Source organism: Thioalbus denitrificans, assembly GCF_003337735.1.
GTDB classification, from domain to species: Bacteria; Pseudomonadota; Gammaproteobacteria; order DSM-26407; family DSM-26407; genus Thioalbus; species Thioalbus denitrificans.
The window spans coordinates 124,094-146,560 of record NZ_QPJY01000004.1 but is presented as its reverse complement, the minus strand read 5'-3'; the positions used below and the strand labels follow the sequence as shown (position 1 = coordinate 146,560).

Genomic DNA, 22,467 nt, shown 5'->3' with positions numbered 1-22,467 from the left:
ACCTGCCGACCATCAGCATCGCCGATGCCGGGACGGTGTCGGAAGGCACGACGCTGGCCTACGTGGTGAGCCTGAACGGGGCGAGCGACCAGGCGGTGACGGCGGACCTGGGGTTCGCGGGGACTGGCACGGCCACGGGTGGCAGCGACTACGAGGTGAAGTTCTACGCCGATGCGGGCCTGACCACCGAGATCACCTCGGTGACGTTCAACCCGGGCGACACCTCGCAGACGGTGTACGTGAAGACGTTCAACAACGACCCGCCGTACAACGAGGTGAACGAGACGGTGGACGTGTCGCTGAGCAACATCAGCGGCGCGAACGCGGGTGACGTGAACGCCACCGGCACGCTGACCGACGGCACGCTGCCGACCATCAGCATCGCCGATGCCGGGACGGTGTCGGAAGGCACGACGCTGGCCTACGTGGTGAGCCTGAACGGGGCGAGCGACCAGGCGGTGACGGCGGACCTGGGGTTCGCGGGCAGCGGCACGGCCACGGGTGGCAGCGACTACGAGGTGAAGTTCTACGCCGATGCGGGCCTGACCACCGAGATCACCTCGGTGACGTTCAACCCGGGCGACACCTCGCAGACGGTGTACGTGAAGACGTTCAACAACGACCCGCCGTACAACGAGGTGAACGAGACGGTGGACGTGTCGCTGAGCAACATCAGCGGTGCGAACGCGGGTGACGTGAACGCCACCGGCACGCTGACCGACGGCACGCTGCCGACCATCAACATCAGTGATGCCGGTCCGGTGGAAGAGGGCGGCGTGCTGGCCTACACGGTGAGCCTGAACGGGGCGAGCGACCAGGCGGTGACGGCGGACCTCGCGTTCAGCGGCGGTACGGCCGATGGCACCGACTATGTGACGAAGTTCTACGCCGACGCGGGCCTGACCACCGAGATCACCTCGGTGACGTTCAACCCGGGCGACACCTCGCAGACGGTGTACGTGCAGACCATCAACAACGACCCGCCGTACAGCGAGCCGGACGAGACGGTGGACGTGTCGCTGAGCAACATCAGCGGCGCCAGTGCCGGTGACACCCTCGGCGTTGGAACCATCACCGACAGCAGTCAGGCCAACTTCCTGAACGGGTCGCTGATAACCAACTCCAATGTCACCGTCCAGCAGACCATCCTGACCTTCGTCGAGGAGAATAATCCCTTCAAGTCCTACTCGAAGTACATCCTGCTCGACGCACAGGGCCAGGAGGGCAACCTGAACCAGGATGTGGGCTTCGACATCAATCCCGACAACACTTACGCGGTGTCGCTTGAGGCCTCGGCCGGAACGAAGACCATCGTGACGGACTTCAGCCTGGAAGGGGTCACCATCATCGACAAGAACACCCAGCTCGATCCCCAGGGAACGGATGTGGGTGGCCACAAGCACTTCGCCATCACCGCGGCGATCGATCCGGAGCCGGGCACTAATCTGGTACAGCCGCCGGTGCTCTCGACCGACGGCACTTCCGGGGGAGACACGCTTTCGGATCCGAGTGCCTCGGTGATCAACTACCTCTATGGCGCGGGTGGCGCCGACACCCTCAACGGCGGTGCCGGCATCGACTTCCTGAACGGGGGTGGGGGCGCCGATCAGGTGTACGGCAATGGCGGCAACGACATCCTGGTGTACGACGCAGTCGACACTGTCATCGACGGCGGCGCCGGTATCGATCTGCTGCGCATCGATGGGAATCCAACGGCGAACTCCACGGTTGACCTGACGGGAAAGACCTCCATTCATAACATCGAGGGCATTCTCATCACGGATGACGCGGATTCCCTGGCGAGCGTGGGGACGACCGTGAAGCTCAGCGCCGCTGATGTGCTGAATTTCACGGATGGCAACAACGTGCTGCATGTCATGGGGAACCCGGGTGATTATCTGGATATCGGCCTCACCTCCGGCAATGCCGATGGGTGGAGCACCAGCGGGGTTCCGGATGTGAACGGCTTCGTGACCTACACCGCCGCCAATGGTGCGACACTGCTGGTGGAAGATGGCACGCAGGTTAGCGTCATCTGAACGGTGATCTGACCGACAGGAAGGACCCTTCGGGAGGGCGGATGGCTTAGGCCATCCGCCCTCAGATGTTATCCGCGGCGGGAGAATTTCCACATCTCCCGGCCCCGCGCCGCCCTACAGGACGCCCGGCCTGAAGAACCGGGCAGTGTTGACGGTGGCCGGCATGGAGTCTTGATGAAGCCCGGACTCCGATAGGCCCTTTTCCCGCCGGTTCGGGTAAAAACGCATGCTTGTCGGTCCGCAGGTGCGGGGGTCTTGTTATATCCATCCGCCGGGCGTAGAAATGTCGTCCATGATGGGCTATGTTGTTGATAGTTTGCCGCATAGCGCAAAAAAAAAGAGAGCGGTACAGAAAACAACCTCTGTCACGCCTCGCTTTCCAGTTCGCAAGACAGACCGGAGATAAAGAGATGGAGTTCAAACCGCGCACACTTGCAGTCGTGATGGCTACCCTCGGCCTGACCGCTGCCGCCTCGGCCCAGGCCGTCACCCTGGAAGAGGCCATCCAGCAGACCCTGGCCACCAACCCACAGATTCTGACCACCACCAACGAACGTCTCTCCCGCGACGAGGAGATCAAGCAGGCCCGCGCCGGCTACTTCCCGAAGGTGGACGTGAGCGCTGGCATCGGACGGGAGTGGAGCGACAACGCCAATACCGCGCCTGACGACAAGTGGCTGACCCGCAAGGAGGTCGCCGTCAACCTGCGCCAGATGGTGTTCGATGGATTCGCCACCCGCAGCGAGGTGCAGCGCCAGGAGGCGCGGGTCAACTCGGCGGCCTACAACGTGGCCGGCACCGCCCAGAACACGGGCCTGCGCACCGCCGAGGCCTATCTCGAACTGCTGCGCCAGCAGGATCTGCTGAAGCTCGCCGAGGACAACCTGGCGGCCCATCAGCGTATCCACGACCAGATCAGGCTGCGCAGCGAATCGGGCGTGGGCCGCACCGCCGACCTCGACCAGGTGGAGGGCCGCCTGGCCCGGGCCGAGGCCAACGTGGTGGCCGCCCGCAACAACGTGCAGGAGGCCGAAGCCGCCTACATCCGGGTGGTGGGCGCCCCCCCCGAGGCGCTGGAGCGTCCGGCGGGCGCCGAGGCCGTCCTGCCCAGCACCGTGGAGCAGGCCATCTCCTCGGGCCTGAACAACCACCCGACCCTGAAGTCATCGCTCTCCGACGTGGACGCCGCGCTGGCCCAGCACGAGGCCTCCAAGCATGCCTTCTACCCCCGCTTCGACATCGAGGTGGGCCGGACCTGGAACGAGGACTGGGACGGGCGCGAAGGTGATGACGAGGATTTCACCGCCATGCTGCGCATGCGCTGGAACCTCTTCAACGGCGGCGCCGACACCGCCCGCAAGCAGCAGACCGCCCACCTCATCAACGAGGCCAAGGAGATCAGCAACAACACCCAGCGCCAGGTGGAGGAGAGCCTGCGCCTGTCCTGGACCTCCTACCAGTCCACCAAGGAGCAGCGGGACTACCTGCAGAAGCACGTCGACGCCACCAAGCGTACCCGCGAGGCCTACACGAAGCAGTTCAACATCGGCCAGCGTACCCTGCTGGACGTCCTGGACACCGAGAACGAGGTGTTCGAGGCGAGCCGCGCCTTCGTGACTGCCGACTACACCAACCTGTTCGCCCAGTACCGTCTGCTGGTGGGCATGGGGACCTTCTTCGAGACCCTGCAGATCGAGCCGCCGGCCGAATCCATCCCGCTGGCCGCCAACACCAGCGCCGAGTAACCGGTCCGGCCTCACAGAAAACGCCGCGGCTCCGGCCGCGGCGTTTTTTTGTGGTGTCCTTTCACCACGAAGGCGCGAAGGACACGAAGAAAGTCATAAAGGCAATCAACCACAGATTAACGCTGATTAACGTTGATTTTGCTTGAGACATCGAAAGCCGCTTGCAGGCGGCGTCCGCTGGCGTGAACAAGTTGCCCCGCTTCAGCAGGGCCTTTCCTGCAAGCTCGCAACAATAAACGCAAATCAACGTCAATCTGCGGTTAAACCGTCTTTGTCTTTTCTTCGTGCCCTTCGTGCCTTCGTGGTGAGACCGTTCTGTTACGGTGAACCAATCGCCGACCCGGGCGGGGCTTGCCCGGTGGGGGGCTTTGGCATAGCCTCCAACAAGGGACACGCTGCAGGGGATGACGGTGGTGATCCGGGTTCAGCAGGAGACATTCGACGTGGGTGCCGAGGTGGCCGCTCTCAGCCGGGACAATCCGGCGGTGGGTGCGGTGGCGGCGTTCGTGGGGCTGGTCCGGGACGTGAACGAGGGCGATGGCGTCCACGCCATGACCCTGGAGCACTACCCGGGCATGACCGAGAAGGCCCTCGAGGGCATCGTCGCGCAGGCGCGCGGGCGCTGGGACATCCTCGATGTCACGGTGATCCACCGGGTGGGCGCCCTGCAGCCCACCGATCCCATCGTGCTGGTGGCGGTGGCCAGCGCCCACCGGGGCGATGCCTTCGCCGCCTGCGAGTTCATCATGGACTACCTCAAGACCCGCGCCCCGTTCTGGAAACGCGAGGAGACCGGGGCCGGCTCGCGCTGGGTCGATGCCCGCGAGAGCGACGCGGAGGCGGCAGGGCGCTGGCGATCGACCCGGTGAGGGGTTCCTCGCGCCACTGGCCCGGTTCCAGCCCCTCCAGCCGCCACGGTCCGATGGCCACCCGGACCAGCCGCAGGGTGGGATGACCCACCGCCGCGGTCATGCGCCGCACCTGGCGGTTCCTGCCTTCCCGGATGGCGATCTCCAGCCAGCGGGTGGGGATGCTGGCCCGGAAGCGGATGGGCGGATCACGGGGCCACAGTTCCGGTTCGGGAATCAATCGCACCCGCGCCGGGCGGGTCTTCCCGTCTGACAGCTCCACCCCGCGCCGCAGCCGATCCAGCGCCGCATCGTCGGGCTCGCCCTCCACCTGCACCCAGTAGCGCTTCTCCAGCTTGTGGCGGGGATCGCTGATGCGGTGCTGAAGCTCCCCGTCGTCGGTCAGCAGCAGCAGGCCCTCGCTGTCCCGATCCAGGCGGCCGGCCGGGTAGACGCCCGGTACGGGCACCGCAGGCGCCAGGGTGTCCCGGCCGGCGGAGTCGGTGAACTGGCTGAGCATGCCGTAGGGCTTGTTGAAGAGGATGATTTTCATAAGGGATGTATGGACAATCGTCCCACGTCTGTGGGGGAGCTCCGGCATCGCCACGCTATGCGTTGATGATATAATCAGCCGGTTTTATGGACCACTTAAGGAGCGTTTATGGCCTTCCAACATATCACCGTCCCCGCCGAGGGCGAAAGAATCACGGTCAACAGTGACTACTCCCTGAGCGTTCCGGCGCGCCCCATCATCCCGTTCATCGAGGGTGACGGCATTGGTGTGGACATCACCCCGGTGATGCGCAAGGTGGTGGACGCGGCGGTGGAGAAGGCCTACGGCGGGGAGCGCGGCATCGCCTGGATGGAGGTTTTCGCCGGTGAGAAGGCCAACAAGGTCTATGGCGAGAACACCTGGCTGCCCGCGGAGACCATGGAGGCGGTGCGCGACTTCGTCGTCTCCATCAAGGGCCCCCTGACCACCCCGGTCGGCGGTGGCATCCGCTCCCTCAACGTGGCCCTGCGCCAGGAGCTCGATCTCTACGTCTGCCTGCGCCCGGTCCGCTACTTCGACGGTACCCCGAGCCCCGTGAAGGAGCCCGAGAAGACCGACATGGTCATCTTCCGGGAGAACTCCGAGGACATCTACGCGGGCATCGAGTGGGCCGCGGGCACACCGGAGGTGAAGCAGGTGGTGGATTTCCTCCAGAAGCAGATGGGAGTGAAGAAAATCCGCTTCCCGGAGAGCTCCGGCATCGGCATCAAGCCGGTCTCCCGCGAGGGGACGCGGCGCCTGGTGCGCAAGGCCATCCAGTACGCCATCGACAACAACCGCCCGTCCATGACCCTGGTGCACAAGGGCAATATCATGAAGTTCACCGAGGGCGCGTTCAAGGAGTGGGGCTACGAGCTGGCCCGGGACGAGTTCGGCGCCCAGCCCCTGGACGGCGGTCCCTGGCATGTGCTGAAGAACCCGAAGACCGGCGCCGGTATCGTGGTGAAGGACGTGATCGCGGACGCCTTCCTGCAGCAGATCCTGCTGCGCCCGGACGAGTACGATGTCATCGCCACCCTGAACCTGAACGGCGACTACATCTCCGACGCCCTTGCCGCGCAGGTGGGCGGCATCGGCATCGCGCCGGGGGCCAACCTCTCCGACAGCGTGGCCATGTTCGAGGCGACCCACGGCACGGCGCCCAAGTACGCCGGCCAGGACAAGGTGAACCCCGGATCGCTGATCCTCTCCGCGGAGATGATGCTGCGCCACCTGGGCTGGGTCGAAGCCGCCGACCTCATCGTCAAGGGCATGGAAGGGGCCATCGCCGCCAAGACCGTGACCTATGATTTCGAGCGCCTGATGGATGGCGCGACCCTGCTCTCCTGCTCGCAGTTCGGTGACGCCATGATCGGCAAGATGTAGACCTGCACCGGCGGCGGGGCCCGTCGGGCCCCGCCGCCCGCTCCAGGCACGACTCCGCCCGGGCAGGATCCGGCGCCCCGGGAACGTCGCGCCGAGGTCCGCACCCCGATTGCGGCAGGGACGCCCCGGCCCGCAGGTTCTCCTTCCGTCAATGTTATAACCACATATTTTTACTACCAATTCCCCCACTGCCCGGGCACTTCAACTTGCGCGTGCATTTCTGGTCTAATAACTCGTGGGAAGCACCCGGAAGGGTGTGCATATCATTCCGGGAACGGATCGCAGACAGTGGAACGATGAGCGACACCGACAAGCACCAGCACGATGACGGCCTGGCGACACAGGAGGCCAAGCCCAAGCTCAAGCGACCGCCCAGATACAAGGTGGTGCTTCTGAACGATGATTTCACGCCCATGGAGTTCGTGGTGGACATTCTGCAGCAGTTCTTCAACATGGATCGGGAGACGGCCACCCGGGTCATGCTGCAGGTCCACACCCAGGGCAAGGGCGTGTGCGGCATCTATACCCGCGACATCGCCGAAACCAAGGTGACGCAGGTGAACGATTATTCGCGCAACCATCAGCACCCGCTGCTCTGTACCATGGAAGCGGCCTGAGGCGCGCACGACGGGAGCGAGACCATGCTCAGCCAGGAACTGGAGTTCACCCTCAACACGGCCTTCAGGGAGGCCGCCCAGAAGCGCCACGAGTACATCACCGTGGAGCATCTGCTGCTGGCGCTGCTGGACAATCCCAGCGCCGCGGAGGTGCTGCGCGCCTGTGGCGCCAACCTGGAGCGGCTGCGCCGGGAACTGGTCCAGTTCGTCGAGGAGACCACCCCCGTCTTTCCCGCCAGCGCCGTGGAGGGCGAGACCCAGCCCACGCTCGGCTTCCAGCGGGTGCTGCAGCGGGCGGTCTTCCACATCCAGTCCAGCGGCAAGAAGGAGGTGACCGGCGCCAACCTGCTCGTGGCGCTGTTCAGCGAGCAGGAGTCCCACGCCGTCTACCTGCTGCGGGAGCAGGACATCAACCGGCTGGACGTGCTCAACTACGTGGCCCACGGCATCTCGAAGGTGGAGGAGGAGCAGCCGCTCGATCCCGAGTCGCTGCAGGATGAGGAGCAGACCCAGGCCGTTCCGGGCAAGAGTCCGCTGGAGACCTACGCCACCAACCTCAACGAGAGCGCCCGGCGGGGTCTCATTGACCCGCTCATCGGCCGGGCCCGCGAGGTGGAACGCACCATCCAGGTACTGTGCCGGCGGCGCAAGAACAACCCGCTCTACGTCGGCGAGGCCGGGGTGGGCAAAACCGCCATCGCCGAAGGGCTCGCGCGGATGATCGTCGACGACCAGGTGCCCGAGGTGCTGTCGGAGAGCACCATCTACGCCCTCGACCTGGGTGCGCTGCTGGCCGGCACCAAGTACCGGGGCGATTTCGAGAAACGCCTCAAGGCGGTCCTGCATCAGCTCGAGAACGAGCCCGGCTCAATCCTGTTCATCGACGAGATTCACACCATCATCGGGGCCGGCGCGGCCTCCGGCGGCGTCATGGACGCCTCCAACCTGATCAAGCCCATGCTCGCCTCGGGCCAGCTCAAGTGCATCGGCGCCACCACCTACCAGGAGTACCGGGGCGTCTTCGAGAAGGACCGGGCCCTGGCGCGGCGGTTCCAGAAGATCGACATCACCGAGCCGTCGGTTGAAGAGACGGTGCAGATCCTGCGTGGCCTGAAGAGCCGGTTCGAGGAGCACCACCAGGTGAAGTACGCGCCGCGGGCCCTGCGCGCGGCGGCCGAACTGGCGGATCGCTACATCAATGATCGGCACCTGCCGGACAAGGCCATCGACGTCATCGACGAGGTGGGTGCCCGCCAGCGGCTGCTGCCCCCGTCACGGCGCCGGCGGACCATCACCGTGGGCGATGTGGAGCAGGTGGTGGCGAGCATGGCGCGGATTCCGCCCAAGAACGTCTCCGCCTCGGACAAGGACGCCCTGCGCACCCTGGAGCGGGATCTCAAGCTCGCGGTGTTCGGCCAGGACACGGCCATCGAGACCCTCGGCTCGGCCATCAAGATGTCCCGCGCCGGGCTGGGTAACCCGGACAAGCCCATCGGGTCGTTCCTGTTCGCCGGCCCCACCGGCGTGGGCAAGACCGAGGTGACGCGGCAGCTGGCCCGGATCATGGGCATCGAGCTCATCCGCTTCGACATGTCCGAGTACATGGAGCGGCATACCGTCTCCCGTCTCATCGGCGCGCCCCCCGGTTACGTCGGCTACGACCAGGGCGGACTGCTCACCGAGGCCATCACCAAGCATCCCCATGCGGTGCTGCTGCTGGACGAGGTGGAGAAGGCCCACCCGGACGTGTTCAACCTGCTGCTGCAGGTGATGGACCACGGCACCCTGACGGACAACAACGGCCGCCAGGCCGACTTCCGCAACGTGGTCCTGGTGATGACCACCAACGCCGGGGCGGAGCTGGCCGCGCGCCCCTCCATCGGCTTCACCAGCCAGGATCACAGTACCGACGCGATGGAGGTGATCCGCCGCAGCTTCACGCCGGAGTTCCGCAACCGTCTGGATGCCATCATCCAGTTCGAATCCCTGTCGCCGGTGGTCATCGCCCACGTGGTGGACAAGTTCATCTCCGAGCTGGAGCTGCAGCTGGAGGAGAAGGGGGTGTCGCTGGAAGTGGACGAGAGCGCCCGGGAATGGCTGGCGGAGCACGGTTACGACGCACAGATGGGCGCCCGCCCCATGGCCCGCCTCATCCAGGAGCGCATCAAGCGCCCGCTGGCCGAGGAGCTGCTGTTCGGCAAGCTCGCCCACGGCGGGCGCGTGAACGTAACGGCGCGCGACGACGAGCTGGAATTCGAGCTCGAGGCGAAGAGCTGAGCGTCCGTAAGGCCATCCCTCACCGGCGGTCGCCCGGGGCGGCGGACCGGCGCACGGATCGCAGGCCCAGTCCCCAACGCATGAGATCTGCGGACGCCCATCGGGGCGCCGTTTTCGATGCGGGCGGGGACGAGCCCGGATGCGCCGGGGATGGGCAGGCACCGGTGCGCGGGACGGGCACTGGCGCTGCGGACGGGAGCCGGGCCGGCGGAGAATCAGGGCATGGACGGCCGCTGCGCGGCGGGGGGAGCCTCAGCGGGTACGGAAGGTGATGCGACCCTTGGACAGGTCGTAGGGCGTGAGCTGAACGGTGACCTTGTCACCGGTCAGGATGCGGATGTAGTGCTTGCGCATCTTGCCGGAAATGTGGGCCGTGACGATGTGTCCATTTTCCAGCTCGACCCGGAACATGGTGTTGGGCAGGGTCTCGATGACCGTGCCTTCCATCTCGATATGGTCTTCCTTCGCCATGCAGTGAGCGACCTCCCGCTTCGTTCATGACCAGATGTTCGCTTCGATGACTCACTTGAAGCCGTGATTCAGTGATTCACCCGAATTTAAGCCGCTTATCATGCACCAAAACGCCAGACTTCGCAAAGCATCCACCCCGCCGATGCAGCAGGCCCCGCTCTGGGCAGCAGGCCCCACCCGGAAGCTGGCACCGATACGCGGCGGACCATCCGGGTTACACTGGCGCCACGATCACGACGGGGCGGTACGCCCCGCACCCTGACAGGAGAGAAGCATGAGCGAGGAACTCACCCAGGAACAGCGCATCATGCGCATGATGCGCAAGGTGCTGGCGAGCGTCATCCGCGACACCACGCCACAGCCCGGCATGCGCCACACCCTTTCCGAGACCACCCTGGAAGGAGTGCGGGACTGTCTCAGCCTCATCGCGGCGCGCGAGGCGGAACTGGCCGAGGCCCTGGGGCTGGGGCGCAACGAGCGTCCCCACTACGTGGATCAGAAACCGGCCGACACCACGGTGGTGCGGATCAACTCGGCTTCCCTGCGCAAGCGCGGCGAGGACACCGACTAGGGCGGGTGGAGAACAGCGGCGCCTATCGGTTGTTTCTGGTACTCCGTTGCCCGGCTCGCATCCGTGCCGGAGCCCTGGGTGATTGGGACCTGGCCCCGGGCTGGTATGTATATGTGGGCAGTGCGCGGCGCAATCTCGCCCAGCGGGTGGCGCGGCACCGCAGGCTGGCCGAGTCGGGGGAGGGCCGGTATCACTGGCACGTGGATGCGCTGCTCATGCATCCGGACTTCCGCCTGGAGCGGGTGGAGACCCACCCGGGCGCCGACGAGCACGCGCTGCTGCGTGAAACCCTCCGCGCGCCGGCAGCGCAGGTGCCCGTACCCGGTTTCGGCGCCAGCGATTGTCGCAGCGGTTGCCCGGCCCACCTGGTCTACCTCCCGCCTGGATCCCGCAAGCCTCCCGCATGAATCGCTGATAAACGGTTCAACTGCAGACTGCCGGTGCATGTGGATTCGTGGCAGCCTGCTCGTTCACCACGGAGACACGGAGCTCATGGAGAAAACCATGGATGGATATCGTTCTGTTCGTCTCATGAACCCGATCTGAAGGGTCGGTGATGGGAAACGTCACAACCCTGCCTGTTCTCCGGCTCTCTGTGGTGGATGGTTGTATTTATCTTTTGAAACAGCCGCTTGATTGGGCGTATGGGATGGTTTCCGAGCTGGTCTGACGGGCTGGAATTGGCCGGGCGGGCTCCCTATAATGCCCCTTCCGTCCTCCGGGCCGGCACCGACGACGGCTCTCATCCCTCAACACGTCCGGAGTATGCGGATGGCTAGCAAGCTGCTGGTGGTACTGGTCAATACCGATCCTTCCCGACCCGCGGAGGCGGGTGCGCCGTTCTTTCTCGCGACCGTTGCCGCGGCCATGGAGTACACGGTGGAGGTGGCCTTCAGCGGCGGTTCCGCCGCCCTCGCCCAGCGTGGCGTGGCCGAGCGGATGTTCATCCGCGAGGACAGCGGCAAGTCGGTCTACGATTTCATCCGCGACGCCCATCGCGCCGGCGTCCGGTTCAAGGTGTGCAATCCCGCCGTGGAACTGTTCAACGACGAGCTCATTCCCGAGATCGATGAGACGGTCGGCGGCGCCTACCTCATCAGCGAGGCCATGGATGACGACACGGTCACCTTCACCTTCTGATCGCGGCGAGGCTCCCGCCCCCGGGGAAATCCGACGGGTGCGAACCGAGGCCGAGTGCCTCCATGACCGCGCGGCGGTGGAGACGGCGCTGGATCGCATGGCCATGGAGATCACCCGGCAGCTCGCCGAGGCCGATCCGCTGGTCATCTGCGTCCTGCACGGGGGGATGCCGGCCATGGGCGGATTGCTGAGCCGGCTCGACTTTCCCCTCCAGGTCGACTACCTCCACGCCACCCGCTACCGCGGTGCCACCCGTGGCGGCGAGCTGCACTGGCGTGTGCGGCCGGAGCACAGCCTGGCCGGGCGCGTGGTGCTGGTGGTGGATGACATTCTCGACGAAGGACTGACGCTGGCGGCGCTGAAGGATTATTGCCGCGTGGCCGGTGCGGCCGCCGTTCACGCCGCGGTGCTGGTGCGCAAGGAGCTGCCGAACCCGCCGGCCGCGGAGGCGGATTTCATCGGCCTGACGGTGGGGGATCGTTACGTGTTCGGCTACGGCATGGACTACAAGGACTACCTGCGCAATGCGCCCGGCATCTTCGCGGTGAAAGAGCTGTGAATCCCATCGGCATCATCGGCGGTACCGGGCTGACCCGGCTGGCGCAACTCGCGGGGCAGGACAGCGAACTCGTGCCGACGCCCTACGGCGCTCCCTCGGCCGCACTGGTGCGGGGGGTGGTCGGCGGGCGTCAGGTTGCGTTCCTGGCGCGCCATGGCAGTCCCCATCGAATTCCTCCCCACCGCGTGAATTATCGCGCCAATCTCTGGGCCCTGCATGCGGCCGGGGTGCGCCGCATCATCGCGGTGGCGGCGGTCGGCGGGATTACCGAGGGCATGGATGACGGGCGGGTGATCATTCCGGACCAGGTAATCGATTACACCTACGGGCGCGCCCATACCTTCTTCGAAGAGGACCTGGAGGAGGTGGTGCACGTGGATTTCACCGAACCCTACACACCGGCCCTGCGCCGTGAACTCATCGCAGCCGCCCGCGAACTGGGCCTGGATGCCGCCGAAACGGGAACCTACGCCGCCACCCAGGGGCCGCGCCTCGAGAGCGCCGCGGAGGTGGATCGGCTGGAGCGGGACGGTTGCCATATCGTCGGGATGACCGCGATGCCCGAGGCGGCGCTGGCGCGGGAGCTGGAGCTGGAGTACGCGTCGGTGGCCGTGGTCGCCAACCGCGCCGCCGGCCGTGCCGACGGCGAGATCACCATGGCCCGGATCGAGGCCACCCTGGTGGCCGGAATGGAGCGGGTGGGCCGTCTGCTGGAGCGCGTCCTGCCGCAGCTGTGAGGTCGTCCTGCCGGCCGCCCATCTCCTGTCACCGTGCGTGCGCGAGTGCGTGAAGGGGCAATGGATAATGGATAAAGGTGAATCCGCACCCACAATCCTTATCCCTTATCCCTTATCCCTTATCCCTTATCCCTTATCCCTTATCCCTTATCCATCTCCACCACCACCGCGATGATGCCGAGACGGCCGCCGTCGAAGAAATGCAGATCGCCGGTTTCCACGCGCCGTGACTCCACCAGGCGGTAGCCGGAAGGTTCGCCAACGGCCTCCGCCGCCGTGCGCAGCACCAGGTCCAGATCGAGATGCAGGTAGCTGTTCCGCGCTACCCGGGCGGTACCCTCCATCTCCCGGGCGCCTCCCTGCCACTGCGGAGAGATGCCGAGGTCGCGTCCGCCGGCGAGGTGGACCGGCCGCGAGGTGGACTGTTCCGGCAGGGGCTGACTCCATCCTCCGTGCCAGACAATCCGGTAGTCGCCGTTCGCGCCGAGTTCGCCGAGGACACCTTCCAGGGTGCTGATCCGCGTCACTTCCTGGTAGGGCAGTGTCTCGCCGCCCGCCGAGATCAGCTCCAGTGCCCCGTCCAGGCTGGGCGCCGTCACCGGGCCCGGTCCCGTCGCGTCGTTCATTACCTCGAAGATCACCAGTTCCACCCGGTACCAGGGGGGCGATTCGGCCTGCAGGGCGCTGCTGGTGGAGAGCAGGAACAGGACCAGGAGGACGGGATGCGACAACAGGCGTGGGACGGACAAGGCGGTTCTCCTTGCAATGGGACACGTGGACTCTTGCACGGTGTCCCGCAGCCTTGTCACGGCTTCCGCGCGGTGGCGGAACGGCGGGCTGCGGAACAGCGCGGGCGCCTCTCTCCAGGAGGAGATGGACAATGTACTACAAAATGTGTGGGAATTGGCGGGGCTGGATGGTTGAACTAACCCATCGCCGTCCACCGGGACCCGGCGGGATAATTCCAACCGTCGAGGAACGACACCGCGGCCACGCTTCCAGGTGTGCGGATTCCCAGGGACGGGAAACCAAAGCCACTCTCCGAGTCGAGATGTTCGAGGTACGCGCAAACGGCGCTCCGTTCTTGGAGCGCCGTTTTTTTGTCTATGGTTCCGGGAAATGCGGATCATCTCAACCGCGGGACGGCCGCAGGGCAGCTCAGGCCGCGTCCCTGCGGCCCAGCCTGAGGAGCAGCTCCTCCACGGCCTCGAAGCGCCGATCGACCGTTTCCAGGGGCATGTTGAAGCGCAGCTTGGTCTGTCCGTCCAGGCGGTAGACATTCGGCCTGGACTGCAGCAGCTCGATGATGCGCATGGGGTCGATATCGGGCTGGTCCCGGAACTCGATGCGGCCGCCATCCGTGCCGGCCTCGAGCCTGAGGACGCCCAGTGGCCGGGCCTTGAGCTTCAGCCCGGTTGCGCGGAACAGGTTCTTCACCTGCGGGGGCAGGAGCCCGAAGCGGTCGATCATCTCCACCTGGAGCTCTTCCAGGGCCCGTTCGTCCGCGGCGCTGGCGATCCGCTTGTAGAGGGTGAGCCGGGCGGGGACGTCCGGCAGGTAGTCCCCGGGAATGAAGGCCGGGAGGTGCAGGTCGACCTCGGCGTCGTGTCCGAAGGGCTTGTCCAGCTCCGGCTCCCGTCCCTCCTTCAGCGCCTTTACCGCCCGCTCCAGCATCTCCATGTAGAGGCCGAATCCGACCGCCTGCATGTTGCCGCTCTGTCCCTCGCCCAGCAGCTCGCCGGCGCCGCGGATCTCCAGGTCGTGGGTGGCCAGGGCGAACCCGGCGCCGAGATCCTCCAGCTGCTCGATGGCGTCCAGGCGCTTCACCGCGTCGGGCGTCAGCTGCCGCCGCGGCGGCGTGAACAGATAGGCGTAGGCCTGGTGGTGGGAGCGCCCCACGCGGCCACGCAGCTGGTGCATCTGGGCCAGGCCGAACTTGTCGGCGCGGTCCATGATGATGGTGTTGGCGGTGGGGATGTCGATGCCGGTCTCGATGATGGTGGTGCACACCAGCACATTGAAGCGCCGGTGGTAGAAGTCCGACATCACCCGTTCCAGCTCCCGCTCCCGCATCTGCCCATGGGCGATGCTCACCCGTGCCTCGGGCACCAGGGCCTCCACCTCGCGGGCAAGCCGCTCGATGCTCTCCACCTCGTTGTGGAGATAGTAGACCTGGCCCCCGCGCAGCACCTCGCGCAGTATGGCCTCGCGGATCACCGCGCTGTTGCGCTCGCGCACGAAGGTCTTGATGGAAAGCCGGCGTGCCGGTGGCGTGGCGATGATGGAGAGATCCCGCATGCCGGAGATGGCCATGTTCAGGGTCCTGGGGATCGGTGTCGCGGTCAGGGTGAGGATGTCCACCTCGCTGCGCAGTGTCTTCAGCCGCTCCTTCTGGCGTACGCCGAAGCGGTGTTCCTCGTCGATGATCACCAGGCCCAGGCGCTTGAAGCGGACATTCTCCTGCAGCAGCTTGTGGGTGCCGATGACGATGTCGGCGCGACCGTCGGCCACGGCATCCAGCGTCTCGCCCTGCTGCCGCTTGCCGCCGAAGCGGGACAGGACCTCGATGCGCACCGGCCAGTCGGCGAAGCGATCCCTGAAGTTGTCGTAGTGCTGCTGGGCCAGCAGGGTGGTGGGCACCAGCACCGCCACCTGGCGGCCGTCCTGCACGGCGACGAAAGCCGCCCGCATGGCCACTTCCGTCTTGCCGAAGCCCACGTCGCCGCAGACCAGCCGGTCCATCGGCCGGGGGGAGCGGAGATCGGCCAGGACGGACTCGATGGCCTGCTCCTGGTCCGGTGTCTCCTCGAACGGGAAGGATTCGGCGAAGGCGGCGTACTGGTCGGTCGCGTAATCGAAGGCATGGCCCTTGCGCGCGGCGCGCCGGGCATAGAGGTCGAGCAGTTCGGCGGCCACGTCGCGAACCTGTTCGGCGGCCTTGCGGCGCGCCTTCTGCCACTGCTCACTGCCCAACCGGTGCAGGGGGGCCTGGTCGGGGTCGACGCCGGTGTAGCGGCTCACCAGGTGCAGGCTGGAGACCGGGACGTAGAGTTTGTCGCCTCCGGCGTACTCCAGGGTGAGGAACTCTCCGGCCTGGTCTCCCAGCTGGATCACCTGCAGGCCCAGGTAGCGTCCGACGCCGTGTTCCTCGTGCACCACCGCCGCGCCGGTGCGCAGCTCGGTGAGATCGCGGACCACCGCGTCACTGTCCCGTTCGCGGGTGCGGACCCGGCGCCGGCGCTGGCGGATCTGTTCACCGAACAGCTGGGACTCGGTGATGACGGCAAGCCCTCCGGCCGGGAGCAGAATGCCCTGGTCGAGCGGTGCCACGGCAATGGCGGCCTGCGCTTCCGAGTCCACGAAGGATTGCCATGAGTCGCACGCCCGGGGCTGCAGCGGCAGCTGCTGCAGCAACTCCAGGAGACTCTCGCGCCGTCCCGCGGTCTCGGCGCACAGCAGCACCCGTCCGGCGAAGGCGTCGAGAAAACCGGCCAGGCGCTGCAGGGGCTGCTCCGCGCGCCGATCCACGGTCAGGGACGGCGGCGGGTCGGTGGCGAAGTTGCGGTGGGCGGCGCCGGGATCGAGGGGATCCCGGTGTATCTCGACCCGGGAATAGGCGGCCAGGGAAGCGAACAGTTCGTGGGCCTGGAGGAAGAGCCGGGCCGGGGGGAGCAGGGGGTGGCTGCTGTCGTGACGCAACTGCTCGTGGCGTTCTCCGGCCTCGTCCCAGAAGGTTTCCGCGCTGGAAAGCACTCCGGCGGTGTAGGTCACCAGGGTCGCTTCCGGCAGGTAGTCGAACAGGGTGGCGCAGCTTTCGAAGAACAGCGGCAGGTAGTATTCCACTCCCGCCGGCGCGATACCCTGGCTCACATCCTGGTAGGTGGGGCAGCCGGAGGGGTCGCCGGCGAAGGCGGCCCGCCAGGCCTGGCGGAAACGGGTTACCGCCGCCTCGTCGAGGGGAAACTCCCGGGCCGGCAGCAGGCGGATCCGCTCCACCACATCGACGCTGCGCTGGGTCTCCGGGTCGAAGGTGCGGAGGGTGTCCACCTCGTCGTCGAAGAGATCGACGCGGTAGGGCAGGGCGCTGCCCATGGGGTAGATGTCGATGAGCGAGCCCCGGACCGCGAACTCTCCGTGCTCCATCACCTGGGGGACGCAGAGGTAGCCGCCCGCCTCGAGCCGCTTGCGCAGCCGTTCGAGGTCGAGCCGCTGGCCCTGCTCGAGCATCAGGGTGCCCGCATCCAGGTAGCTGCGGGGCGGGAACCGGTGCATCAGCGTGCTCACCGGCGCGATCACCAGCCCGTGCCGCAGATCCCCGAGCCGGTAGAGCGTTTCCAGCCGCCGCGAGGTGATGTCCTGGTGGGGGGAGAAACGGTCGTAGGGAAGGGTTTCCCAGTCGGGGAGCACCAGTACCGGGCAGGTCTCGGAGGCTCCGGTGTAGAACCGCAACTCCTCCTCCAGCCGGTTGGCCGCCAGGGTGTCGGTGCAGATGACCAGCACCGGTCCTGCGTGATCCCGCGCGGCGTTGCTGACGGCCAGCGCGGTGCTGCTGCCGTGAAGGTTTCCCCAGCGCAACCGTTCACCGGTCGCCGGGAGCGGGGGGTGGCGGGGATCCAGGGTCAGGTCGGTGCGTGTTTCTGAGCGGGGTTTCGGCGAGTTCATCTGTGCTTCTGCTGACGCGGAGAGGAGCAATCGGTCCACGCGTGTGTATGGGGTAGGAAACGCATTTTCGCACATGCGCGGATATCGGGCATCCCGTCCGCCCGCCAAATACTGGCACAAATAGTGCATTTATTTTCGGCGCGAGTGGGGTAACGCCACGAGACAAGCCGGACGGAGCGTCCAGGCTTTCCATGAATCAGATTCAGGAGTCACGCATATGGCACATGTGGTAATTCTCGGTTGTGGTACGGGCGGCATGCCGGCGGCATATGAGATCAAGGAGACGCTGGGCAGCGGTCACAAGGTCACGGTGGTGCACAATTCGGAGACTTTCCAGTTTGTGCCGTCCAACCCCTGGGTCGCCGTGGGCTGGCGTTCGCGCAAGGAAGTGACCTTCCCCATCGCGCCCTACCTGAACCGCAAGGGAATCGACTTCAAGCCGGTCCCGGCGAAGGAGATCAAGGCCGACGACAACCAGCTCGTGCTCGAGGACGGCACCGTCCTGGACTACGACTTCCTGGTCATCGCCACCGGCCCCAAGCTGGCCTTCGAGGAGGTGGAGGGTGCCGGTCCGGGCGGGCATACCCATTCCGTCTGCACCGTGGATCACGCCGAGCGCGCCTATGACGACTGGAAGGACCTGGTCAAGGAGCCCGGCCCGGTCGTGGTGGGTGCGGTGCAGGGCGCCTCCTGCTACGGCCCGGCCTACGAGTTCGCCTTCATCATGGACGCGGATCTGCGCAAGCGTAAGATGCGCGACCGGGTCCCCATGACCTTCGTCACCGCCGAGCCCTATATCGGCCACCTCGGCCTGGGGGGGGTGGGTGACTCCAAGGGGATGCTGGAATCGGAGCTGCGCCAGCGCCACATTCCCTGGATCTGCAACGCCAAGGTCACCAAGGTCGAAGCCGGCAAGATGTTCGTCGCCGAGCACAATGACAAGGGCGAGGTGATCAAGGAGCACGAACTGCCGTTCAAGTTCGGCATGATGCTGCCGGCCTTCAAGGGTGTGGACGCCGTGGCCGCGGTGGGTGACGACCTCTGCAATCCCCGCGGATTCGTCAAGGTGGACCCCTATCAGCGCAACCCCAAGTGGAACAACATCTACTCGGTGGGCGTGTGTATCGCCATCCCGCCGGTGGAGGCGACCCCGGTTCCCACCGGCGCGCCCAAGACCGGCTACATGATCGAGTCCATGGTGACCGCCACCGCCCACAACATCGAGGCGGCCATCGCCGGGAAGGATCCGGTCGAGAAGGCCACCTGGAATGCCATCTGCCTCGCCGACATGGGTGATACCGGCGCCGCCTTCGTGGCCCTGCCGCAGATTCCCCCGCGCAACGTGGCCTGGATGAAGAAGGGCAAGTGGGTGCACCTGGCCAAGGTGGCCTTCGAGAAGTACTTCATCCGCAAGATGAAGAAGGGCAGCACCGAGCCGCTCTACGAGAAGTACATCCTGAAGGCGATGGGCATCGGCAAGCTCAAGTAATACGGTCTGTTCAGACGGCTTTTTCCGGGCCGCCCGCGAGGGTGGCCTTTTTTTTGACAGTCTGCCGCTGTCATGACAGTATCGACTCCGTGTCATGACATTAACTGACATCAGGAGTCGTGAGGATGAAAGACGAAACGGTCAAACAGCCCACCTGCGAGCAGGTGATGGACATCATCCCGGAGCCCTTCGTCATCGTCGACCGCGACTACCGGATCATCGCCGCCAACTCCCATTATCGCCGCTGCTACGCGGAGGAGGATCAGGAGATCATCGGGCGCCACTGCTACGAGATCTCCCACCACTCCCACCAGCCCTGCAGCCGCCACGGCGAGACCTGTCCCCTGGAGTCGGTGTTCGAGAACAATGCACCGCTCCAGGTCATGCACATCCATCGTGATCGCGACGACAACGAGGAGTATGTGCAGATCAATGCCGCGCCGCTCCTCGATGCCTCCGGGAAGGTGCTGTACATGGGCGAGCAGCTCTCGCACCTGAACGCCCGCGTCTCCAGCCAGACCCTGCTGGTGGGGCGTTCCCAGCCGCTGCTGCACATGATGAGCCTGCTCCACCGGGTGGCGCCCACGCAGACCACGGTGCTGCTGCAGGGCGAGAGCGGCACGGGAAAGGAGTGCGTGTCGGAGTATCTGCACCATTTCTCGAGCCGCAGCAGCGGCCCGTTCGTCGTGGTGGATTGCGGCACGCTGGGGGAGAGCCTCATCGAGAGTGAGCTTTTCGGCCACGAGAAGGGGGCCTTCACCGGCGCCTCGAGCCGCAAGATCGGCCTGTTCGAGGCGGCCAACGGCGGCACCCTGTTCATCGACGAGATCGGCGAGATGCCGCTGGGGCTGCAGACCAAGCTGTTGCGGGTGCTGGAGACCGGCACCATCCGCCGCCTGGGGGGGACCGACTACCGGCACGTGGACGTGCGCATCCTGGCTGCCACCAACCGCGACCTCCGGGGCCTGGTGGAGGCCGGTGACTTCCGCGAGGATCTCTACTACCGGCTGTCGGCCTTTCCCGTCCACATTCCGCCCCTGCGGGAGCGCAAGGACGATATCCCCGCCCTGGCCGAGCACTTCCTCTCCAACCTGCTGGAGGACGGCGACCGCCACCTGCCGTTGTCCCCGGACGTCATCCAGGCCCTGCTGGAGTACGACTACCCGGGCAACGTGCGCGAACTGCGGAACATCATCGAGCGGGCCGCGATCCTGGCCTGCGACGAGCCCATGGGTGTGGACCACCTGGTTTTCGAGCGCCCCTGGGAAGGTCGTCCCGATTCCGGGCCCGATCCCGAGCCGGTGACCGCGGGGCTGCTCCACCGGCGCCGTGGCCGACTCACCGACGAGGCCATAGTGGCGGCCCTCGAGCGCCATGCCGGCCACCGCGGCCAGGCCGCAAGCGAACTGGGCGTCAGCGAGCGCACCCTCTATCGCCACCTCCGCCGCCTGCGCATCAGCTGATGCGCCGCGCGGGGGGCGGGGCAAAGGACTTTTTAATCGACAGGATTCACAGGATTTACTGGATTAGGCCTGGAGCCGTCGAGTTCGTACAGGGCTTTGGTTTGGGTTGACAGGGTGTGATATCGACCTGGATGGAACGGGGTGGCCATCCACGCGCATCACCGGTGATATGGGTCAACGCGGCCAGGATAGGCACTAATAAATCCTGCCAATCCTGAAAATCCTGTCTATATAGGAACAAGGGCGGCCTCAAGGCCGCCCTTGTTCATGGGGTGGTGCGGTCCTACTTCTTGGCCGGGCAGGTGCTCATGCCGAACAGGCTGTAGGCGGGGCACCAGCCCATCAGGCCGGTGACCAGGGGCACGACGCCGATCCAGGCCCACACGCCCAGGTAACCGGTCGCGGCGGCGGCCACCAGGGCCAGGCCCACCACGATGCGCAGAATCTTGTCGATACCACCAACGTTGGTCTTCATTTCATCCACCTCTTCGGTCGTGTCCGGACTGCCCCCGGGTGGGGACGCTGCATACACTCGTTGGACAGAGGATAGACGGGGTTGTGCCCGGGGTTAAGTAACAAAATCACACAGGGGCCAAAGGTCATCAGGGCGTGTTGCCGCCTGCGCCGGAGGCAATCCGCCCCAGCTCGGCGCTGTCGTCCAGGATGATCCGGCCCCGCTGCAGGCGGACCAGGCCGGTACGCTCGAACTCCTTCAGCAGGCGGCTGATGACCTCCCGCGCGGTGCCGAGCTCCGTGGCCAGGTCCTGGTGGGTGGTGTTCAGCTCCGCGCCATCGCCGGCCCGCTCCAGCAGGCAGCGGGCCAGGCGCACGTCCATGCGGCCGAAGGCCACGGCCTCCACCAGCAGGATGAGGCTGGTGATGCGCTCGGCATAGGCGCGGAAGACAAACTCCCGGAACGGGCGCGAGGCCCCCATCGCCTCATGGAACAGGCCCAGCGGAATGGCCACCGCCCGTACCGGCGTCTCGGTGACCGCCTCGGCGGCGTAGTCCTCCCCGGCCAGCAGGCAGGCGGTGGTCAGGATGCAGGACTGGCCGCTCTCGACGCGATAGAGCAGTATCTCCCGGCCCGATTCGGAGACCTTCTGCACCCGCACCGAGCCTTCGAGCACCAGCAGGTAGTTGCGGCAGGGATCGCCACCGCGAAAGACGGTTGCGCCTGAGGGAAGCTCCATGACGCGGACCGCGGACAGGCTGCTGCGCAGCAGGGGGTCCGCCACGTCCGCCAGGGACGGAAAGCGCGAAATCCATCCGCTCATCGCATCCGCGCCCATAGCCGGCGACCGCGCCGGGCCTGGTGGCAAGCAAGGGTCATAATGCTGTTCGCCGCAAGGGATTGGTTCCGTATCGCTCCGCAGGAGAACGATGCCGCGTACGTCAACGGGGGATGCACGCATCCGGTGAAAGGATACAGCAAGGGGGCGCCATACGAAAAAAGGCGCACCCCGCGGGGTGCGCCTCGGCCTGTGACGGATCCCGTTCGGGACGGGCCGCAGACGGACAGCGGCGGCTCAGGGCTTGTTCACGACCGAGTGCAGGACCTTGTCGTATTCGAAGTAGACGGTGAAGTGGTCGTAGACCCAGCGGCTGATGGGCGGATCACCCACGGCGGGGACTTTCTCCTTCGGGGCGCCGAAACGCTGTTCCACCTGCGCCATGGTCAGGCCGTTGCCGGGCCGCGGCGCGTCGGCATACTGGCCGCCCTGCTGGGTGATGGGCGTCGTGGCGGGCTGTTCCAGCACCTGGGCGTTGGCCCCGGTGGCCAGGATGGTGGTGGCGAGCAGGAAGCTGATGCGCAGTCGCTGCATGGTGTTGGACCCTCGTCCCTGTTCCAGCCGATGGCAAGATTCTGAGATACGAACTGATTTAACTATAATCTACACGCCGTGAGCGGGCAAAAATCCGAAACCGGT

Annotated in this window: 20 protein-coding genes; 13 read left to right on the top strand and 7 right to left on the bottom strand. The window is 65.9% G+C overall.

From position 1 onward, the window contains the following. The 3 genes from DFQ59_RS19845 to moaE all read left to right on the top strand — a co-directional run. A partial coding sequence (locus DFQ59_RS19845) for a beta strand repeat-containing protein (protein ID WP_281268248.1) occupies nt 1–2,039 on the top strand: 2,039 nt, incomplete at its 5' end. Between the two features lie 410 nt (nt 2,040–2,449). Continuing rightward, nucleotides 2,450–3,784 (top strand): TolC family outer membrane protein, encoded by a 1,335-nt coding sequence (locus DFQ59_RS10605; protein ID WP_114279681.1) that lies wholly within the window; start codon nt 2,450–2,452, stop codon nt 3,782–3,784. Between the two features lie 404 nt (nt 3,785–4,188). Next, the gene (gene moaE, locus DFQ59_RS10600) at nt 4,189–4,653 is read left to right on the top strand and encodes a molybdopterin synthase catalytic subunit MoaE (RefSeq protein WP_114279680.1); all 465 of its coding nucleotides are present in this window, start codon (nt 4,189–4,191) and stop codon (nt 4,651–4,653) included. On the opposite strand, the gene DFQ59_RS10595 is transcribed toward moaE, so the two are convergent. Further along, nucleotides 4,541–5,233: a pseudouridine synthase gene (locus DFQ59_RS10595; protein WP_114279679.1), complete on the bottom strand. Its 693-nt coding sequence runs from the start codon at nt 5,231–5,233 to the stop codon at nt 4,541–4,543. The genes moaE and DFQ59_RS10595 overlap by 113 nt on opposite strands. A 60-nt stretch (nt 5,234–5,293) precedes the next feature. Here DFQ59_RS10595 and icd point away from each other — a divergent pair, with 60 nt between their 5' ends. The 3 genes from icd (at nt 5,294) to clpA (ending at nt 9,444) form a co-directional block, all read left to right on the top strand. Then, a complete protein-coding gene (gene icd, locus DFQ59_RS10590) occupies nt 5,294–6,550 on the top strand; it encodes an NADP-dependent isocitrate dehydrogenase (RefSeq protein WP_114279678.1) in 1,257 nt (418 codons plus the stop codon). Between the two features lie 296 nt (nt 6,551–6,846). After that, nucleotides 6,847–7,167, top strand: a complete 321-nt coding sequence (clpS, locus tag DFQ59_RS10585) for an ATP-dependent Clp protease adapter ClpS (protein ID WP_114279677.1) — start codon at nt 6,847–6,849, stop codon at nt 7,165–7,167. A 24-nt stretch (nt 7,168–7,191) separates the two neighbouring features. Beyond that, a complete protein-coding gene (clpA, locus tag DFQ59_RS10580) occupies nt 7,192–9,444 on the top strand; it encodes an ATP-dependent Clp protease ATP-binding subunit ClpA (RefSeq protein ID WP_114279676.1) in 2,253 nt (750 codons plus the stop codon). Nucleotides 9,445–9,696: 252 nt separating this feature from the next. Here clpA and infA read toward each other — a convergent pair whose 3' ends face one another. Further along, complete coding sequence (gene infA, locus DFQ59_RS10575; RefSeq protein ID WP_114279675.1) at nt 9,697–9,915, bottom strand: translation initiation factor IF-1; 219 nt, start codon at nt 9,913–9,915, stop codon at nt 9,697–9,699. 274 nt (nt 9,916–10,189) lie between these two features. Here infA and DFQ59_RS10570 point away from each other — a divergent pair, with 274 nt between their 5' ends. The 5 genes from DFQ59_RS10570 (at nt 10,190) to DFQ59_RS10550 (ending at nt 12,922) form a co-directional block, all read left to right on the top strand. Then, the gene (locus tag DFQ59_RS10570; protein ID WP_114279674.1) at nt 10,190–10,486 is read left to right on the top strand and encodes a segregation and condensation protein A; all 297 of its coding nucleotides are present in this window, start codon (nt 10,190–10,192) and stop codon (nt 10,484–10,486) included. Between the two features lie 29 nt (nt 10,487–10,515). Further along, complete coding sequence (locus DFQ59_RS10565; protein ID WP_170142126.1) at nt 10,516–10,893, top strand: GIY-YIG nuclease family protein; 378 nt, start codon at nt 10,516–10,518, stop codon at nt 10,891–10,893. 364 nt (nt 10,894–11,257) lie between these two features. After that, nucleotides 11,258–11,626: a DsrE family protein gene (locus tag DFQ59_RS10560; RefSeq protein WP_114279672.1), complete on the top strand. Its 369-nt coding sequence runs from the start codon at nt 11,258–11,260 to the stop codon at nt 11,624–11,626. Continuing rightward, nucleotides 11,598–12,185, top strand: coding sequence for a hypoxanthine-guanine phosphoribosyltransferase (locus DFQ59_RS10555; RefSeq protein ID WP_114279671.1), 588 nt, complete (start codon nt 11,598–11,600; stop codon nt 12,183–12,185). The genes DFQ59_RS10560 and DFQ59_RS10555 overlap by 29 nt, the downstream gene beginning before the upstream one ends. Beyond that, nucleotides 12,182–12,922 (top strand): S-methyl-5'-thioinosine phosphorylase, encoded by a 741-nt coding sequence (locus DFQ59_RS10550; RefSeq protein WP_114279670.1) that lies wholly within the window; start codon nt 12,182–12,184, stop codon nt 12,920–12,922. The genes DFQ59_RS10555 and DFQ59_RS10550 overlap by 4 nt, the downstream gene beginning before the upstream one ends. Before the next feature lie 140 nt (nt 12,923–13,062). On the opposite strand, the gene DFQ59_RS19840 is transcribed toward DFQ59_RS10550, so the two are convergent. Both DFQ59_RS19840 and mfd read right to left on the bottom strand, forming a co-directional pair. Beyond that, complete coding sequence (locus DFQ59_RS19840; RefSeq protein WP_170142125.1) at nt 13,063–13,671, bottom strand: CsiV family protein; 609 nt, start codon at nt 13,669–13,671, stop codon at nt 13,063–13,065. A gap of 409 nt (nt 13,672–14,080) precedes the next feature. After that, nucleotides 14,081–17,584: a transcription-repair coupling factor gene (gene mfd, locus DFQ59_RS10540; protein ID WP_114279668.1), complete on the bottom strand. Its 3,504-nt coding sequence runs from the start codon at nt 17,582–17,584 to the stop codon at nt 14,081–14,083. Between the two features lie 217 nt (nt 17,585–17,801). On the opposite strand from mfd, the gene DFQ59_RS10535 reads away from it, so the two are divergent. Together DFQ59_RS10535 and DFQ59_RS10530 are read left to right on the top strand one after the other, a co-directional pair. Continuing rightward, a complete protein-coding gene (locus DFQ59_RS10535) occupies nt 17,802–19,073 on the top strand; it encodes an NAD(P)/FAD-dependent oxidoreductase (protein WP_114279667.1) in 1,272 nt (423 codons plus the stop codon). 125 nt (nt 19,074–19,198) lie between these two features. Further along, the gene (locus DFQ59_RS10530) at nt 19,199–20,536 is read left to right on the top strand and encodes a sigma-54 interaction domain-containing protein (protein WP_114279666.1); all 1,338 of its coding nucleotides are present in this window, start codon (nt 19,199–19,201) and stop codon (nt 20,534–20,536) included. Nucleotides 20,537–20,819: 283 nt separating this feature from the next. On the opposite strand, the gene DFQ59_RS10525 is transcribed toward DFQ59_RS10530, so the two are convergent. The 3 genes from DFQ59_RS10525 to DFQ59_RS10515 all read right to left on the bottom strand — a co-directional run bounded on the left by DFQ59_RS10525 (nt 20,820) and on the right by DFQ59_RS10515 (nt 22,362). Next, a complete protein-coding gene (locus tag DFQ59_RS10525) occupies nt 20,820–21,011 on the bottom strand; it encodes a YgaP family membrane protein (protein WP_114279665.1) in 192 nt (63 codons plus the stop codon). A 127-nt stretch (nt 21,012–21,138) separates the two neighbouring features. Continuing rightward, nucleotides 21,139–21,813, bottom strand: a complete 675-nt coding sequence (locus DFQ59_RS10520) for a Crp/Fnr family transcriptional regulator (RefSeq protein ID WP_211314880.1) — start codon at nt 21,811–21,813, stop codon at nt 21,139–21,141. 252 nt (nt 21,814–22,065) lie between these two features. Beyond that, complete coding sequence (locus DFQ59_RS10515; RefSeq protein WP_114279663.1) at nt 22,066–22,362, bottom strand: hypothetical protein; 297 nt, start codon at nt 22,360–22,362, stop codon at nt 22,066–22,068. Nucleotides 22,363–22,467 lie beyond the last annotated feature (105 nt).

Coding starts and splice junctions, on each gene's coding strand:
- DFQ59_RS10605 (WP_114279681.1), top strand. CDS start 2,450: ATGGAGTTCAAACCGCGCACACTTGCAGTCGTGATGGCTACCCTCGGC.
- moaE (WP_114279680.1), top strand. CDS start 4,189: ATGACGGTGGTGATCCGGGTTCAGCAGGAGACATTCGACGTGGGTGCC.
- DFQ59_RS10595 (WP_114279679.1), bottom strand. CDS start 5,233: ATGCCGGAGCTCCCCCACAGACGTGGGACGATTGTCCATACATCCCTT.
- icd (WP_114279678.1), top strand. CDS start 5,294: ATGGCCTTCCAACATATCACCGTCCCCGCCGAGGGCGAAAGAATCACG.
- clpS (WP_114279677.1), top strand. CDS start 6,847: ATGAGCGACACCGACAAGCACCAGCACGATGACGGCCTGGCGACACAG.
- clpA (WP_114279676.1), top strand. CDS start 7,192: ATGCTCAGCCAGGAACTGGAGTTCACCCTCAACACGGCCTTCAGGGAG.
- infA (WP_114279675.1), bottom strand. CDS start 9,915: ATGGCGAAGGAAGACCATATCGAGATGGAAGGCACGGTCATCGAGACC.
- DFQ59_RS10570 (WP_114279674.1), top strand. CDS start 10,190: ATGAGCGAGGAACTCACCCAGGAACAGCGCATCATGCGCATGATGCGC.
- DFQ59_RS10560 (WP_114279672.1), top strand. CDS start 11,258: ATGGCTAGCAAGCTGCTGGTGGTACTGGTCAATACCGATCCTTCCCGA.
- DFQ59_RS10555 (WP_114279671.1), top strand. CDS start 11,598: ATGACGACACGGTCACCTTCACCTTCTGATCGCGGCGAGGCTCCCGCC.
- mfd (WP_114279668.1), bottom strand. CDS start 17,584: ATGAACTCGCCGAAACCCCGCTCAGAAACACGCACCGACCTGACCCTG.
- DFQ59_RS10535 (WP_114279667.1), top strand. CDS start 17,802: ATGGCACATGTGGTAATTCTCGGTTGTGGTACGGGCGGCATGCCGGCG.
- DFQ59_RS10530 (WP_114279666.1), top strand. CDS start 19,199: ATGAAAGACGAAACGGTCAAACAGCCCACCTGCGAGCAGGTGATGGAC.
- DFQ59_RS10525 (WP_114279665.1), bottom strand. CDS start 21,011: ATGAAGACCAACGTTGGTGGTATCGACAAGATTCTGCGCATCGTGGTG.
- DFQ59_RS10520 (WP_211314880.1), bottom strand. CDS start 21,813: ATGAGCGGATGGATTTCGCGCTTTCCGTCCCTGGCGGACGTGGCGGAC.
- DFQ59_RS10515 (WP_114279663.1), bottom strand. CDS start 22,362: ATGCAGCGACTGCGCATCAGCTTCCTGCTCGCCACCACCATCCTGGCC.